The organism is Deinococcus planocerae (assembly GCF_002869765.1).
GTDB lineage: Bacteria > Deinococcota > Deinococci > Deinococcales > Deinococcaceae > Deinococcus > Deinococcus planocerae.
In genome coordinates, this window is record NZ_PNOR01000026.1 from 13,721 (window position 1) to 29,789 (window position 16,069).

15 protein-coding genes are annotated in these 16,069 nt (G+C 70.6%); 7 read left to right on the forward strand and 8 right to left on the reverse strand.

Annotated elements, in window-relative coordinates; all coding sequences use genetic code 11:
- Window positions 1-161: 161 nt before the first annotated feature.
- The 3 genes from A7B18_RS14800 to A7B18_RS14810 form a co-directional block, all read right to left on the reverse strand.
- The gene (locus A7B18_RS14800) at window positions 162-1,241 is read right to left on the reverse strand and encodes a LacI family DNA-binding transcriptional regulator (RefSeq protein WP_102127470.1); all 1,080 of its coding nucleotides are present in this window, start codon (window positions 1,239-1,241) and stop codon (window positions 162-164) included.
- A 62-nt stretch (window positions 1,242-1,303) separates the two neighbouring features.
- On the reverse strand, window positions 1,304-1,546 hold the full coding sequence (locus A7B18_RS22985; protein ID WP_342747176.1) for a hypothetical protein: 243 nt from the start codon (window positions 1,544-1,546) through the stop codon (window positions 1,304-1,306).
- A 191-nt stretch (window positions 1,547-1,737) separates the two neighbouring features.
- A complete protein-coding gene (locus tag A7B18_RS14810; protein ID WP_102127471.1) occupies window positions 1,738-4,242 on the reverse strand; it encodes a heavy metal translocating P-type ATPase in 2,505 nt (834 codons plus the stop codon).
- A 152-nt stretch (window positions 4,243-4,394) separates the two neighbouring features.
- On the opposite strand from A7B18_RS14810, the gene A7B18_RS14815 reads away from it, so the two are divergent.
- Window positions 4,395-4,598: a CopZ family metallochaperone gene (locus A7B18_RS14815; protein WP_102127472.1), complete on the forward strand. Its 204-nt coding sequence runs from the start codon at window positions 4,395-4,397 to the stop codon at window positions 4,596-4,598.
- A gap of 52 nt (window positions 4,599-4,650) precedes the next feature.
- Window positions 4,651-4,914, forward strand: coding sequence for a metal-sensitive transcriptional regulator (locus A7B18_RS14820; protein ID WP_102127512.1), 264 nt, complete (start codon window positions 4,651-4,653; stop codon window positions 4,912-4,914).
- Between the two features lie 85 nt (window positions 4,915-4,999).
- Here A7B18_RS14820 and A7B18_RS14825 read toward each other — a convergent pair whose 3' ends face one another.
- Entirely contained in the window at window positions 5,000-5,656 is a 657-nt protein-coding gene (locus A7B18_RS14825; protein WP_146009553.1) for a hypothetical protein, read from the reverse strand.
- Window positions 5,657-5,966: 310 nt separating this feature from the next.
- Window positions 5,967-6,449, reverse strand: a complete 483-nt coding sequence (locus A7B18_RS14830) for a hypothetical protein (RefSeq protein ID WP_102127474.1) — start codon at window positions 6,447-6,449, stop codon at window positions 5,967-5,969.
- Window positions 6,450-6,882: 433 nt separating this feature from the next.
- On the opposite strand from A7B18_RS14830, the gene A7B18_RS14835 reads away from it, so the two are divergent.
- The gene (locus A7B18_RS14835) at window positions 6,883-8,964 is read left to right on the forward strand and encodes a beta-galactosidase (protein WP_102127475.1); all 2,082 of its coding nucleotides are present in this window, start codon (window positions 6,883-6,885) and stop codon (window positions 8,962-8,964) included.
- 195 nt (window positions 8,965-9,159) lie between these two features.
- Here A7B18_RS14835 and A7B18_RS14840 read toward each other — a convergent pair whose 3' ends face one another.
- A complete protein-coding gene (locus tag A7B18_RS14840; RefSeq protein ID WP_102127476.1) occupies window positions 9,160-10,329 on the reverse strand; it encodes a diaminopropionate ammonia-lyase in 1,170 nt (389 codons plus the stop codon).
- Window positions 10,330-10,343: 14 nt separating this feature from the next.
- Complete coding sequence (locus A7B18_RS14845; RefSeq protein ID WP_102127477.1) at window positions 10,344-11,477, reverse strand: M20/M25/M40 family metallo-hydrolase; 1,134 nt, start codon at window positions 11,475-11,477, stop codon at window positions 10,344-10,346.
- 55 nt (window positions 11,478-11,532) lie between these two features.
- Between A7B18_RS14845 and A7B18_RS14850 the strand changes: the two genes are divergently transcribed.
- A complete protein-coding gene (locus A7B18_RS14850; protein ID WP_102127478.1) occupies window positions 11,533-12,210 on the forward strand; it encodes a GntR family transcriptional regulator in 678 nt (225 codons plus the stop codon).
- Between the two features lie 332 nt (window positions 12,211-12,542).
- A complete protein-coding gene (locus tag A7B18_RS14855) occupies window positions 12,543-13,685 on the forward strand; it encodes an alpha/beta fold hydrolase (RefSeq protein WP_102127479.1) in 1,143 nt (380 codons plus the stop codon).
- Window positions 13,686-14,129: 444 nt separating this feature from the next.
- On the opposite strand, the gene A7B18_RS14860 is transcribed toward A7B18_RS14855, so the two are convergent.
- The gene (locus tag A7B18_RS14860) at window positions 14,130-14,765 is read right to left on the reverse strand and encodes a TetR/AcrR family transcriptional regulator (protein ID WP_102127480.1); all 636 of its coding nucleotides are present in this window, start codon (window positions 14,763-14,765) and stop codon (window positions 14,130-14,132) included.
- A gap of 85 nt (window positions 14,766-14,850) precedes the next feature.
- On the opposite strand from A7B18_RS14860, the gene A7B18_RS14865 reads away from it, so the two are divergent.
- Window positions 14,851-15,522 (forward strand): NADPH-dependent F420 reductase, encoded by a 672-nt coding sequence (locus A7B18_RS14865; RefSeq protein ID WP_102127481.1) that lies wholly within the window; start codon window positions 14,851-14,853, stop codon window positions 15,520-15,522.
- A gap of 20 nt (window positions 15,523-15,542) precedes the next feature.
- Complete coding sequence (locus A7B18_RS14870) at window positions 15,543-16,037, forward strand: hypothetical protein (protein WP_102127482.1); 495 nt, start codon at window positions 15,543-15,545, stop codon at window positions 16,035-16,037.
- Window positions 16,038-16,069: the final 32 nt, after the last annotated feature.

Sequence of the window (16,069 nt, forward strand, 5' to 3'; positions counted from 1 at the left end):
ACGCCGCGCCGCTCCCGTCGCCGCCTACCTCCTTCGTGGAACCGCGCGAGGGCTCGACAGGGCCCCAGGACCACGTGTTAACGTTTACACACGACCTAACAAGAAAAGGACTGAGAGTGGTCTTATCTTGCACGTTTTGGGGCGACCGAGTATGACGCCGCTTACTTTCCCGGGGCGGGCGCGGTGGACTGCCGGAGAAGCAGCCGGGTGGTGAGGTGCTCGACACGCGGCGGTGCCGGGGTCGCGCCCGTGGCCCGCTCCTCCGCCGCGGCGAGCGCGAGTTCAGCAGCCACGAGCCCCATGTCGAGGAGGGGCAGGGCCACGGTGGTCAGGGGCGGGGAGAGAAAGGGCGCCAGGGTGTTGTCGTAGCCGACCACGGAGATGTCCGCCGGCACCCGCAGCCCCGCCTCGTGGATGGCTTGCAGCGCCCCGGTGGCAAAGAGGTCGGAGGCGGCGAAGATGGCGGTGGGGCGGGGGTCGGTGCGCAGGAGTGCCTGGGTGCGGCGGTAGCCGACGCTGCCCAGCCCAGCGCCGAACCCGTTCTCGTCGTTCGCGTCGAACACGAAGTAGCGGGCGAGGACCACCAGCCGCTCGTCCACGGGCAGGCCGTGACGCTCCATCGCGTCTCGAAAGCCTGCCAGGCGCTCGTGCTCGACGCTGCGCTTCGCGTGGACGAGCTGTTGCCCGCCCAGAAAGGCGATGTGGCGGTGCCCGAGTTCGATCAGATGCAAGGTGGCCTCGAACGACCCCCGCCGGTTGTCCACGGCGACCCCGTGGCTGGGCGTCTCGGTAATGCGTTCCACCTGCACGACGGGCGTTCCGGAGGCCGCGGCGAGCGCGACGTTCTCGGCCCGGATGGGGGCCGTGAAGATGATGGCGTCGGGACGGCGGCGCAGCAGCGCCTCAACCCCGGTGCGTTCCCGCTCCTCGTCGTCGTTCATGTCGAAGATCAGGACGTCGTACCCGCGTCGACGCGCCTCACGCTCCACGCCGTAAGCCACCGACGCGCAGTACGGGTTGGGAATCAGGCTGTTCACCAGATGCCCGATGAGGCGGTGGCGCTGGGACTTGAGACCCTGGGCCATCGCGTTCACCTGATACCCCGTCTGCGCGAGCACTTCCTCCACCCGTTTGCGCGTCGCCTCCGAGACGTACCCGCTGCCGTGCAGGACACGGGTCACCGTCGCCGTGGACACTCCGGCGAGTCGCGCCACGTCTTTGATGGTGAAGGATGGGTTCATGCTGGGAGTGTACGGGGCACGGTCCGGACCATCTGCCGGAGGCGCGATGTGGGTTCACCTCTTCAGCTTGTGGAGGGGTCAAGGGCTTCTGCCAGCCGCACCAGCACCTCCTCGGCCCGCTCGTACCCGGGCCGCAGGTAGACCGTACCAAACGTCGTCCAGTCCTGCACAGCCGCCACCTCCTGATCGTTCTCGTACAGCTTCAGGTGTGGGTACGCGCCGTACTCGACATAACATCCGAACTCAGCGGCCACGTCTTCGAGCTGCCGGGTGTTCTCCTCCGTCCAATGGAGGACGGAGGGCAATGCAAAGCAGGGCTTGCCACACCTTCCCCCCAGGCCCACCAGAGGAAATCCGGCGACCTGCTACGGGTCCTGCCGCACCCGGGTGCGCAGGAGGAAGGCGTGGCGATCTCGGGCCACATCACGGCTGGGAAGTTTCTGGGCGGCGATCCAGGGACCAACAGAAAGTTTGGACATGGGTGCTCCTTGGAAAGTCAGGCGTGGGCGACGGCGACTTGAGGGGTCACCGCCACAGGGTCAGGACGGACGGGTGGACGGAAGGAGCGCAGCCGCAGCGCGTTCGTCAGCACGAAGACGCTGGAAAAGCCCATGGCGGCGGCGGCGAGGACGGGGTTGAGCAGCAGGCCGAGAGCCGGGAACAACACGCCCGCCGCCACGGGAATCAGGAGGACGTTGTACGCGAAGGCCCAGAAGAGATTGAGCTTGATGTTCCGCAGGGTCGCGCGGCTGAGCGCGTAGGCGTTGGGCACGCCCCGCAGGTCGCCGCTCATCAGGATCACGTCGGCGGTCTCGACGGCCACGTCCGTGCCGGTCCCAATCGCGAGGCCCACGTCCGCCTGAGCAAGTGCCGGAGCGTCATTGATGCCGTCCCCGACGAACGCTACCTTCTGGCCCTTCGCCTGCAACGCCTTCACCGCGTCCCTCTTGCCGCTGGGCAGCACCTCGGCCAGCACCTCGTCGATGCCGAGCCGACGGGCGATGGCCTGCGCGGTCCGGGCGTTGTCCCCCGTGATCATGGCGACCTTCAGGCCCTGCCGGTGAAGGGCCTTGACCGCCTCGGGGCTGCCGTCCTTGATGGGGTCGGCGACCGCGATGACCGCCGCGAGCTGGCCATCGATGGCGGCGTACAGCGGGCTCTTGCCCTCGTCCCCGAGCCGCTCAGCCTGGGCCGCAAAGTTGTTCACGTTCAGCCCGAGCTGGTGCATGTAGCGGTCGGCACCCACCTGCACCAGGCGGCCCTCCACCCGTGCCTCCAGCCCATGGCCGGGCACCGCCTCGAAACTTTCGAGGGGCAGGGTGGCGACGCCCTCCTTCTTCGCCGCGTCCACGACGGCGCGGGCGATGGGGTGTTCACTCTGCTCTTCCGCCGCCGCGACCAGTTGCAGCACTTCGGCACGCTGGAAGCCGGGGGCGGTCACGAGGTCGGTGAGTTCGGGCCTGCCCTTGGTCAGGGTCCCCGTCTTGTCCACGGCGACCACGTTCACGCTCTGTAAGCCTTCCAGGGCCGCGCCACTGCGGAACAGCACGCCCAGTTCGGCGGCCTTGCCGGTCCCGACCATGATGCTGGTGGGCGTGGCGAGGCCCATCGCGCAGGGGCAGGCGATGATCAGCACCGCGACGGTGGTGACCAGGGCGAACGAGAGGGCGGCGGCGCCACCGACCAGCATCCAGATCAGGAAGGTCAGGGCAGCGATGACGAGGACGGTGGGAACGAAGACCGCGACCACCCGGTCCGCGAGGCCCTGGATGGGCGGCTTGGAGCCCTGGGCACTCTCGACCAGCTTGATGATCTGCGCCAGGGCGGTGTCAGCGCCGATTTTGGTCGCCTTGAACTGGAACGCGCCGTTCTGGTTGAGGGTGCCGCCGACCACAGCCGCGCCCGCCTGCTTGGCGACGGGGATCGGCTCGCCGGTGATCATGCTCTCGTCCACGAAGGAGTTGCCCCCGACAACCTCACCGTCCACCGGCACCTTCTCGCCGGGGCGCACCGAGATCAGGTCGCCGATCAGCACCTCGTCGGTGGGGACTTCGAGTTCCTGCCCGGCCCGGACCACCCGCGCCGTTTTCGCCTGGAGGCTGAGCAGCTTCTTCATCGCCTCGCTGCTTCTCCCCTTGGCGATGGCCTCGAAATACTTGCCCAGCAGGATCAGGGTGATCACGACGGCGGCGGCCTCGTAGTACACGTGGGCGGTGCCCCGGGGGAACACCTGGGGTGCCAGCGTGACGACCAGGCTGTAGAAGAAGGCGGCCGACGTGCCGATCATCACCAAGGAGTTCATGTCGGGCGAGCGGTTCTTCAGCGCCTTCCAGCCCAGGCGGTAGAAGCGCAGCCCGGGACCGAACTGCACGGGAAGGGCCAGCGCGAGCATGATCCAGTTCATGGTGCGTTCGCTCATGTACTCCATCAGCCACATGTGGAAGGGCATGGAGAGCATCGGCACCATCGCGAAGATCACCAGGGGAATGGCGAAGACCGCGCTGAAGGTGACGGCGCGCCGCAGGCTGCGGACCTCGTGCTCGCGCGCCTCGCGTTCCAGGTCGCTGCGGTCCTTGCCCGCCTGGGCTTCGAGCACCTCGTAGCCGGACCCCTTCACGGCGGCCTTGAGCTGCCCGGCGCTGACGCTCGACGGCAGGTAACGCACGCTGGCCCGTTCGGTGGCGAGGTTGACGGAGGCGTCCAGCACCCCGTCCACCTTCTTCAGGGCGCGTTCGACCCGGCTCACGCAGCTCGCGCAGGTCATCCCCTGGATGCCGAGTTCCATCTCTCCCACGACGGGCTCGTAGCCCACGTCCTTGACCTTGGCGACCAGCACCTCGGGGCCGGTCTGCTCCGGGTCGTAGGTCACGGTGGCCCGCTCAGTCGCGAGGTTGACGCTGGCACTCTCGACGCCATCGACCTTCCCCAGGCCACGCTCGACCCGGCCCACGCAACTGGCACAGGTCATGCCCTGTACGCCCAGCTCGATGGTTTTCCTCATGCCTGTCTCCTATCCCCCCTGGGAGGGTATGAGAAGAGCATACGTCAGAAGGAGGGGGGAGGCAAGAGGAAACCCTTATGGGAAGGCCTATTGGTCTTCCTGCGCGCCTGTGCCCTCTTGAAACCCTCCCCCAGTGGATGTAGACTCTGGGCATGACGACGGAACTGACGGTGACGGGGATGAGCTGCGGCCACTGCGAGCAGGCGGTGGCGAGCGCGCTGAAAAACGTTCCCGGGGTGCAGGACGTTCAGGTGGACCTCCAGCGCGCCACCGCCACCGTGCAGGGCGAAGCCGAGCCCCAGGCACTGATCGCCGCCGTGACCGAAGAAGGCTACGGCGCCCAGGTGCGCGGCTAACGTGACCCACGTCAAGACCGACCACGCCAGCCACACCGGGGCTCACCTGTGTATGCCCGAGGAGGCCCGCAAACGCGCCGCCCGGCGGCTCAAGATCGCGCGGGGTCACCTCGACAGCATCGTGACGATGCTGGAGCAGGAGGACGCGTATTGCGTGGACGTGCTGCGGCAGATCAAGGCGGTGCAGGGGGCGCTGTCGGGTGCGGGCGAGGTCGTGCTGCGCGGACACCTCGAGGCGCACGTCGCCACGGCGTCCACGCGGGGCGACAGTGTGGAGATGGTCGAGGAGCTGATGGAGGCCCTCAAGTACACCTGAGCGGCGGCAAGCGAGCTGGGGGCGGCCTGTGGTGGGTCGTCCTCGCCCTTTCGGGGACCGGTGGCTGGGTGAAGGAGCTGCTCGGTTAGGAACACGGGGGCGGGGTGAAGGTGCCGACCCGTCCGTACCTCGATGTGGTGGTCGTCGTGTGGCCTTGCTTGGTCGTGGTGACGGTTTCCTGCCCGAGCTGCACGCGCTGCTCCTTCACGACCTTGAGGTCGGGCCAGCTCAACACGGTGTAGACCGCGGAGAGGCGGTCCCGACCCGTGACGCAGATGTTCCGGGCAGAGACCTCCAGGCGCTCCAGGCCGTTCATGTTCAGCGCCTGGGTCCTGGGGGCGTCGGCGGCCCGCTGAGGGTTCCACAGGCGCAGGGTGTTGTCGCCCATGCCCACCAGCCACCGCCCGTCCGGCGTAAAGACCTGCTGGCGCACGCCGCTGTTCCTGAGGACCACGGGTGGCCCCTGGGGACGCACGAGGTGCACCTGGCAGCCGGAAAACTTGAGCGACTCCCAGCACCACTGCAAGGCCCGAACCTGCCCCACTTGCGGCGCGGCCATGCTCGCCAGACCGTAGGCGTAGTCGTCGGTCCCGGCGGGTCCCTGGACACGCACGACGGCGCCACCGGGAAAGAAGACGTCCACCACGGGAACGGGTGGCGTTCGGCTCGGCGACGTGGGTTGAGCGAGGACGGGCACGGGCATGGCCGCCAGGAGGACGGCCCAGAGCGGTCGCCAGGACATGGCCCCAGGGTACGGAGCTAGGCCGACGGGAGCGTCCCACCAAGGGAGGAGGCCACCCCACCGCCCCGGCGGCCAGAAGCACCAGATCCAGGCCAAGTTCAGTCGGATTCGGAAGGGTAGGCTGACGGCGTGATGCTCAGAATCTGGTCTGTCTCCTCGTGAGCCCATCGCCGTTCCTCGTCTGTCATCGGCCCGACCCGGGGTGAACACGTTGGTCACGTCGTGGTCCGGTGCGTCGGCGTGCCGCGTGCTGGTCGAGAGCTGCGGATCGAGGTCGGGGTTTTCCGGCGCCGCGCGTGGGGAACCGCGCCTACCTCACCCGGATCAGGGTGCAGGGCACGTTTCTCTCCAGGTCGCGCGGCTGGGGCCGTAGGAAGATCGACAAGGACTGGTCGTCCGCCTCGCCGCCGATGTAGAGCCCCTGAAGCGACTCGCCCGGCGAGAGGCGCACGGGGTTCTGCACCGAGCAGCCCCGGGGCACCGGCCCGACCCGCGCGTTGCGGAATCGCACCACCGTCAGCACGTCAGGCGCGCCCTCGTCACGTCGGAAGAAGAAGTGATCCCGGACGCTGGACGCCTGCACCACGTGCTCCTCGCCCACGTAGTCGTAGCCGTCTTGCCCGCGGTCTTGCAGGGTGCCGACCAGGAGTTGGGGTTCTCCCTCCTGGCCCGCTACGGTCATCTGCCATTCCTGGCCGGGGCTGACCACCCGGGGCGCGGATGGCGAGGAGACGGCGGGCGCGCAGGCGGCGAGCAGGACGGCGGGGAACAGAGGCAGCAGGAAGCGTGGCATCACGCCAGTTCAGCAGCTCGCCCGGGCGCGCGCAAGCGAACTTGCCGGGCCCCCCGCCGGGGGAGGCACGTTTCGGGGAGCGGCCCCCTTGGAGTCACCCGCCGCGGAAGTCCGGGCCCACCTCGCGGGGAGGGGGAAGGCCACCGGAGGCGAGTGCCGAAACGGGAGAGGACCGACTCTCTGGTGCGCCCGAGGTGTCGGCCCTCTCCCCGGGGGACGCGCCCACACCGCCCTGCACGCCCTGGAGACCCGCCACGAAAAACAAAGACGACCCCTCCCTTGCCGCCTGGCAGCGAGACCTGGGCCGGGTCCCGGGGGGCATTGTGGGAGGAACCCGCCCGTGGGAAGCTCTGGGGCGAAGGGCCGACGAGGGGAACTCACCCGAAGGGTGGACGGGGCGGGTCTGACTCGGAGGCGGGGGGGGGGGGGGAAGATGTTCGATCTTCGGAAGTTCGGGGGGCTGATCTACGGGGCGGACTACAACCCGGAGCAGTGGCCGCGCGAGGTGTGGCGCGAGGACGTTCGCCTGATGCGCGAGGCGGGCGTGAACCTCGTGTCGCTGGGCATCTTCTCCTGGGCGCAGCTCGAACCCCGCGCCGGGGAGTACGACTTCGCGTGGTTGGACGAGGTGATGGACCTGCTCCACGCCCACGGCGTGAACGTGAACCTGGCGACCGCGACCGCCTCCCCGCCGCCCTGGCTGTCCACGCGCTACCCCGACTCCAGGCCGGTCACGGCGGACGGCGTGCGCCTGGAGGTCGGCGCGAGGCAACTGTACTGCCCCAGCCACCGGCCCTTTCGCGACCACGCCGCGCGGCTGGTGCGCGAGATCGCCCGGCGCTACGGAACGCACCCGGCCCTGCGGCTGTGGCACGTGAACAACGAGTACGGCTGCCACATCGACCAGTGCTTTTGCGGGTTGTGCGCCGAAGCGTTCCGGGAGTGGCTGCGCGCGCGGTACGGCACGCTGGAGGCCCTCAACAGTGCCTGGGGCACGGCTTTCTGGAGCCAGCGCTACGGCGAGTGGGCGGAGGTCCAGCCGCCCCGGCGGGCCCCCACCTTCGCCAACCCGACCCAGCAGCTCGACTGGCGGCGCTTTTCCAGCGACAACCTGCTGGACCTGTACCGCTCGGAGGTCGCCGTGCTGCGCGAGGTCACGCCGGACGTGCCCGTCACCACCAATTTCCTGGGCTTCCTGCCGGGCGTGGACGCCTTCAGGTGGGCGCGCGAGGAGGACGTGGTGTCGCTCGACGCCTACCCGGACCCGGGCGGCCCGCACCCGCACCTCGACGCGGGGATGAGCTTCGACCTGATGCGGTCCCTGCGGGGGGGCCAGCGCTGGATTCTGATGGAGCAGGCCACGGGCGCGGTGAACTGGCGCGAGCGCAACGTCCTCAAGCGCCCCGGATTGACGCGGCTGCTCAACCACGAGGCGCTCGCCCGCGGCGCGGACGGCATCATGTTCTTCCAGTGGCGGGCGTCGAAGGCGGGGGCCGAGAAGTTCCACAGCGGCCTCGTGCAGCACGTGGGGCCGGAGCGGTCGCGGGTGTGGCGCGAGGTTCGGGACTTCGGCGCGGAGCTGCGGGGGCTGGCGGAACTCGGCGGAGCGCGCGTTCCCGCCCGCGTGGCCGTGATGTTCGATTGGAACAACTGGTGGGCGCTGGAACTCGACAGCAAGCCCGCCGCCCTGAAGCTCCTGCCGCTCGTGCGCAAGTGGTACGCCGCGCTGCGGCAGCTCGGGCAGAACGTCGACTTCGTGCACCCGGACGCAGACCTCGGCGGCTACGACGTGCTCGTGCTGCCCAACCAGTACCTCCTCGCGGCGGGGGCGGCGCAGAGCCTGCGGGCCTACGTGCGGGGCGGGGGCACGGTGGTCGTGGGCTTTTTCAGCGGCATCGTGGACGAGCACGAGCACGTGGGGCTCGGCGGCTACCCCGCCCTGCTGCGGGACGTGCTCGGCCTGTGGGTGGAGGAATGGGCGGTGCTCGGGCACGGCGAGACGAACGGCGTGTGCTTCGCCGGCACGGGCGAGCGCCACGACGTGGAGAACTGGTGCGAGGTGATCCACCCCCAGGGGGCCGAGGTCCTGGCGACTTTCGAGCGGGACTTCTACCGGGGCGGCCCCGCCGTGACCCGCCACGCCTTCGGGGCGGGACGGGCGTACTACGTCGGGACCGACCTCCCCGGGGAAGGCGTGCGGGACGTGCTGCGCCGGGCCCTGACCGCGGCGGGCGTGCCCACCACCCTCGTGCCGAGCACCCTCAGCGTGAGCGTGTCCGCCGTGGAGGGAGGCCACCTGCTCCACCTCCTGAACGTGCACCCCACCCAGGCCACGGTCCTGGGCGTCCCGGCGGGGGCGGTGGACGCTCTTTCCGGGGAGGATGTGGGCGGCGCCGTCACGCTGGAGCCCTACGGGGTGCGGCTGCTGCGCTACGCGGGCGAGGTGGACCTGCCCGCCGTGGAGGTCGTAGAGGTCTCGGCCACCCCACCGGGGCCCGGTGACCCCCTTCGGTGACTCGCGGAGGCCCCGGAGCGCCGCTCCTGGCCGCTCCTCGACCGCGCCGACCTCGCACCCTCCGGGGGTGTGACCCGGACGACGAGCTGTCCAACGGGTCGCCGAGCGGGGCCCGACCGACGTGCGCGCCCGCACCCCCCGCCCGGTGGAAGACTCCCAGGGGCGGGAACGGGCCCGGCAGGAGCGGAGGCCGCGTCAGCCGGGCCCGCGGGAGCCCACGATGCGGGCGTAGCCCCGGGGGTCGGTGGCGCCCTCGGTCGAGAGGACGAGCACGCGGCTGCCCTCATCCACCCTGAGGGCCTCCCGGTGGGCTATGGTGTCCGGTCCGGTCAGGACGGCGAGCAGCCCCGCCAGGCCCGCCGCCCCGCTCTCGCCGGACACGATGCCGTCCCGTGCCAGCAGGCGCATGGCGTCCTCCGCCCGTGCGTCCGGCACGGCGACGAACGCGCTGATCCCCCCGGAGATAAGCGGCCAGGCGACCGGCGAGGGCCGACCGCAGTTCAGCCCCGCCATGATCGAGTCGTGTGGTCCCGGCACGTCCACGGGGTGCCCCGCCTCCACCGAGCGCAGGACGCAGGCCGCCGCCAGCGGCTCGACGCCCACGACCCGGGTGCCCCGGCCCGGCGCCCGGTAGTGCCGCACCACGGCAGCCGCCAGCGCCCCCACCCCCATCTGCGCCGCCACGAGGTCGGGGGGCCCCTCCCCACGCGCGGCGAGCTGCCCGTCGATCTCCCCGAAGACGGTCCCGTACCCCTCGACGACCCAGGCGGGCACCCGCTCGTACCCCGCCCAGGCCGTGTCGCTGATCACGAGGTGCCGCTCGTCCGCCCGCCGGGCCGCCGCCTCCACCGCCTCGTCGTACGTGCCGTCCACGACGGTGACGCGCGCGCCCTCGGACGCGATGGCCTCCCTCCGGGCGTCCACCATGTCCGCAGGCACGAGGATGTGCGCGCCGAGCCCCAGCCACCGGCCCACCCGCGCCACCGCCCGACCGTGGTTGCCGTCGGTGGCGGCCACCAGGGTCAGGGGGAGGTGTGGCCGAAGCTGGGAGGCGAGGTCCTCCAGAGTCTGCCAGGTCTCGGACAGTTCAAACCGCTCCCGCAGGGCCCGGGAGGTCGCCCAGGAGGCGCCCAGAATCTTGTAGGCGGGCAGGCCCAGGCGGTGTGATTCGTCCTTGACCCACACCGAGCGCACGCCGAGGGCCGCGGCGGTCCGGGGTGCCGGGACGAGCGGCGTGGGGGCGTAACCGGGCAGCTTGCGGTGGAAGGCGAGCACCTCGGACGTGTCCGCCGCCGGGAAGTGGGCGGGGCGCGCGTGGTGGAGGATGAGGGACCTGTCGGGGGCCGGGGAAGCTCGTGGGGTCATGGGGCACCTCCCTTTCAGGCGCAGAACTCGGTGGCGACGGCGAGGAGCACGTCCGCGCACCTGCGCACGCTGCCCAGGTCGGCCCACTCCTCGGTGGCGTGGGCCCCGCCTCCCCCGGGTCCGAACACGACGGTCGGGATGCCCGCCGCGCCGATAAAGGCCGCGTCCATCCAGGGGGTGTCGCCGTACACCCGCCGGGCCTCGCCCGTCTCCCGCTCCGCCTGACGCCGCACCAGGGTCACGATCCCGGCCTCCTGCAGCACCTCGAAGGGGTCGCGCACGAGCGTCACCCGGTGCTCGGCGCGGAACTGCGGATCGCGCCGCCCCGCCTCGTCCAGCAGGCCCCGCACCTCCGCTCTCACCTGCTCCGCCGTCTCGCCGGGCACGGTGCGCCGCTCGATTCCGATGACGCAGGACTCGGGGTAGCTGCTCATCTCCTGCCCGCCGCGAATCAGCGAGGCGTGGACCGAGCCCGTCCCCAGCAGCGGGTGCGCGGGGCCCGAGCGCAGCCGCGCGTCGAGGTCCCCCAGGCCCGTCAGCACCCGGCCCGCCCTGGCGATGGCGTCCACGCCGAGGTCGGGTCGGCTGCCGTGGGCGGCGCGGCCCCGCACGGTCACCTCCAGCCACACGAAGCCCTTGTGGGCGACGCACACGTCGAGGCCCGTCGGCTCGGTGACGACGGCGGCGTCGGCGCGCCACGCCCCCAGCACCGCCTGCATCCCCAGGCTGGCGACCTCCTCGTCGGCCACGCAGGTCACGATCACGTCCCCCCGCAGCCCGCGCCCCCGCGCCCCGGCAGCGGCCCACAGGCAGGCGGCGACCCCGCCCTTCATGTCGTAGGCGCCGCGCCCGAACAGCCTGCCGTCCCCCACGCGAGCACTGAAGGGCTCGGCCATGCCCGCCACGCCCACGGTGTCGATGTGGCCGCTTAGCATCAACGCCCTGCCGCCCCCGCTCCCGCGCGCCACCACCACGACGCTCGGGCGGCCCGGCACCGGCTCGACCCGGTGGGCCTCCAGGCCGTGCCGCCCCGCCCACCCGGCGATGAAGCCCGCGATCTCCCCCTCGCCCGCCCCCCCCGCCACCAGGTCCGGGTTGGTGGAGTCGATCCGAACGAGGTCGGCCAGCAGTGCAGTCAGATCGTCCATGCTCACCTCTACCGATATACTACACACCACCTTGGGGTCATACACTGGGTGAGAGATGCCCGTGCCGAATACCCCCCGACTGCCGCGGACCCTGGCCCGTGAGGAGGTGTATGCCCGCCTGCGGGACTGGATCGTGGGGGGGGTGCTGCCTCCCGGGGAGGTGCTGCGCGATCACGACATCGCCGCCCAGTTGGGGGTGAGCCGCACGCCGGTGCGCGAGGCCCTGCGGCGGCTGGAGGACGAGGGCCTCGTGGAGACGGCCCTCAACCGCTGGACGCGCGTCGCGCCGCTCGACCTGGGGCGGGCCGCCGAACTCTACGGGCTGGTCGAGGTTCTGGAGGTGCTCGCGCTCGAGCAGGCCGCGCCGCGCCTCACGGGAAATTTTTTGGAGCGCCTGGAGCAGGCCAACGCCGACCTCGCGCGGGCGCTGGGGGAACGTGACGCCGCCCGCGCCCTCTCGGCGGACGACGCCTTTCATGCGGTGTGGGTCGAGGCGGCGGGCAACCGGACGCTCGCCGAGGTCCTGGGGCCGCTCAAGGTCAAGCTGCGGCGGGTGGAGCTCGCCTACTTCGGGCACGAGGTGCGGGGAGAGCGCTCCCTGGGCGAGCACACGGCGATGGTGGACGCCCTGCGCGCCGGGCGGTGGGACCGGGCCGCCGCGCTCCTGAGGCAGAACTGGCGGGGGAGTCTGGAGCGGCTGGTCGCGCAGCAGGGCGCCGGGGCGGACCCCTGACCTCGGGCCGGGGGTGGGTCAGGCCGGAGGGGAGGCCTATCCAGGGTCCACGTCTTGGGCCCGGGAGAGACCATGCGACAACCAGAGCGCCAGTTTTTCAGCGTGGGACCGCTGAAATGCGGAGCTGGACGGTCAATCCGTCCCGGTCCACCCGGGGTCCCGCCTCCCACCTTTCAGGGAGAACATTGTGAGGACGAGGGGTTTCTCGCGTACGCTAACCTCCGGATGCTGCCGGAGCGGGGGGGTCCAGGCGACTTCGGGGTCACCCTGAGGGCTGCTCCTGTGGCCCCGCCGGTCAGGGTCAGTCGCCCGCCCCGAGGAGTTGATCCCCGTTGCTCGTTCCCCTGAACCTCGTCTTCGTCTGGCTGACCGGCCTCCTGTCCCTCGCGCTGCTCGGGGGGGGTGCCTGGCTCGTGTGGGAGTGGTACGACAACTGGGCGCGCGATCTGCCCGCCGACCCCCGCTTTCTGGCGGTCGGTCTTCTCCTGCTCGCGTTCACCCTGTGCGGTCGGCTGCTCGTGGTGCCCCTCCTGGGCCGCAGGCCACCGCCCGGAGAGGAGGAGCCTCGCGCCCTGCCCGGCGGCACCGTCCGGCACCTCTCGCGTCCGGACGGGACCGTGCTGCACGTCGAGTCCCACGGCCCACCCGACGCTCCCGCCCTGCTGTTCACCCACGGGTGGGGCCTGAACCGCGACGAGTGGTTCTACGCGCGCCGTCACCTCGCGGACCGCTTCTGCCTGGTGATGTGGGACCTCCCCGGTCTGGGGCAGTCCCGGGGACCCGCCGACCACCAGTACGATCTGACCCGCCTCGCGGGGGACCTGAAGGCCGTGCTGGAGAGAGAGGGGAAGCCGGTCATCCTGTGCGGGCACAGCATCGGCGGGATGATCACGCTGACCCTGTGTGGCCTGGACCCCGGACTGGTCTCGCGCCACGTCGCCGGGCTGGTCCTGATCCACACCACCGCGACCAACCCCATGAGGACCTCCTGGGGTGCGCCCTGGGTGCAGACCCTCCAGACTCCCCTCGTTCGTCCGCTGTGTGCCCTGACCATCCTCCTGTCTCCCCTGGTGCGGGTGATGAACGGGTTGAGCTACCTCAACGGCACCGCGCACCTTCAGACCCACCTGATGCAGTTCGGCGGTCAGGAGACCCGCGGGCAACTGGAATTCGTCGTGCGTCTGGCCCTGCGAGCCAACCCGGCGGTCGTCGCGCGCGGAATGCTGGCGATGTTGCGCTACGACGTAGCTGCAACTTTGCCGACCATCGCCGTTCCGACCCTGGTGGTGGCGGCCAGCGGTGACAAGGCGACGTTGCCGGAGGCGTCGTCGTTCATCGCCCAGAACGTGCCGCACGCCAGGGAAGTCGTGCTGTCCCCCGCGGGCCACCTGGGGCTCATGGAGCAGCACCGGGAGTGGGCGGAGGCGGTGGCCGACTTCGCTGAGCGCACTCTGGCGACCTCACACCGTTCCTGACCCCGCCGGGTGTGAGCGGCAGGGTTCGGGAACCCCCTGCTCTCCTTCGGTGGTCGGTCGGACGCTGTGGTTGATGCAGGAGTTCACCCCTACCACCAGACCGCTCCGGGTGGACGTGGCGCCGGGAGTTCCCCGGACCCCGGCGAGCAACGCCTCCACCTGAACAGGGGAGACGGCGACGCGCTCTATCCCACCCGTGCTCAGCGGCCCGGGGGCGCCAGAGAGCGCCGCGAGACGCCCAGGCGAACATTCTGTTCGTGCCATCAGGGGGCGGCTGAACGCCACCTTGGGCAAGGCAGTCTCCATGATTTCGCGCGGATCGTGTCTCTCCCTTGGAGAGGAAGGGGTTCCTTCCAGCCACCCGCATCCGCACCGAGGCAGGTCAGCTCCCTCCACAGGGAGCCAGTTCGTCCCCGCCTGGGGTCGGGTGGCTCCACCAAGCGTTCAGGTCGTGCCCGCTTCCGTCTCGCTGCTCTTGAGGAGCAGGTGGGCCGTGGCCTTCGCCCGGTCCGCCGCCCCCGGGTCCCGCTCCATCCGGGCGACGGCGGTCGCGCCCTCGATCAGCATCAGCGTCTGGTCGGCGAGAACCTCCGGGTGGGACGCGCCCGCCTGGGTCGCCAGCTCCGCCAGATACGCGCGCACCCGCGCCTTGTGACCGGCGAGCACCTCGCGCGCCGGGTGCTCGGGGTCGGGCAGGGCCGTCACGACGTTGGTGAGCAGGCAGCCGCGAAAGTGGGGCAGGCCGAACCACTCCTCCAGCGCGCCGAACACCGCCAGCAGGCGCCCCGCCGGATCGGGGCTCAGCTCCTCGACCCGGCCCCGCAGCCAGGCGGTCCAGCGCAGGTCGCCCTGACGCATGTATTCCAGGGTCAGGGCGTCCTTGCTGGAAAAGTGCTTGTACAGCGTGGCCTTGGCGACCCCGCTCTCGGCGATGATCTCGTCGATGCCGACGTTGTTCACGCCGCGGCGGTAAAATAGCGTCCTGGCCGTGTCGAGGATGCGTTCGCGGGCGCCCAGCCTCGCTCCGGGGGGCTCGGCGGTCGGTCCTGGAACGGCGGTGGTCGACGGCTCTGCGGTCATGTGTTCCAGTTTACATACAGACAGGTCTGTCCACTGTTAGCTTGGACACCAGCAGATAGACAGACCTGTCTGTATGGAGGATGGCATGAAGATCGGCATTCTCGGCAGCGGCGTGGTGGGGCAAGTGATCGGCCAGAAGGTGGCGGAACTCGGGCACGACGTGATGATCGGCACGCGCGACCCCGCCAACCTCGGCGAACCCAGGGGCTGGGCGCCCAGCCTCGGCGCGTGGCTGGCGGACACGAATGGGCGCGGGAGGGTCGGCACCTTCGCGCAGGCCGCCGCGTACGGCGAACTGCTCGTGAACGCGACGAACGGCCTCGCCTCCCTGGATGCCTTGCGACAGGCGGGCGCCCAGCCCCTGGGGAACAAGGTCATGCTCGACCTCGCCAACGAACTCGACGTGTCGCGCGGGATGCCGCCGCGCAGCCTCGCCACGGACGACCGCTCGCTCGCCGAGGAGATTCAGGCCGCCTTTCCCGACGTGAGGGTCGTCAAGTCCCTCAACACTATGAACGCGAACGTCATGGTGGACCCACGGGCGCTGGCCGGGGGCGACCACACCGTCTTCCTGAGCGGCAACGACGCGGAGGCCAAGGCGCAGGTGGCGGAGTTGCTGCGTGCGTTCGGCTGGACGGACATCTTCGACCTCGGCGACCTGGGAAGCGCGCGCGGCGTCGAGATGCTGCTGCCGCTGTGGTTGAGGGTGTGGGGAGGGCTCGGCAACGTGCCCTTCAACTTCAAGATCGTCCGCTGACGCTGGAACGGGAGGACCCCATGACCAGAACGATGAGCCTGCTGCTGCTGACCGCACTGAGCGTCGCCCCGGCCCAGACCGCCCCACTCACCGAAGCGCAGGCCCGCGCCGCGCTCGACGGCATCTACAAGGGCGACTACCGCGCCGCCTTCGTGGACCGACGGCCCGAGCTGTTCTTGCGCCATATCCCCGACGACTTCCAGAGCACCTCCGTCGAGGGCAACCGCTTTGATGCTGCGGCGCTGCGGCAATTTTTCCCGCAGCAGTTTCAGAACATGGTCCGCACGGTCGAGCACAACGTGACCATCGAGGACGTGGACGTGCTCGCGGACGGCACGGTGTCCGCCATCGTCACGCTCCACACCCTGATCGAGTTCCGAGGTGCGGGCGGCAGGAACTACCTCGTGAACACCATCGGCACGTACCGCGACGACTGGCAAAACCGCGGCGGCACGTGGTTCGAGGTGCGCGGCGATCAGCTTCGGAATCAGGTCACGACGGCGCTCAGGCCATAACGGTTCGTCGCCCGGGTGCACCGCCTGAACCT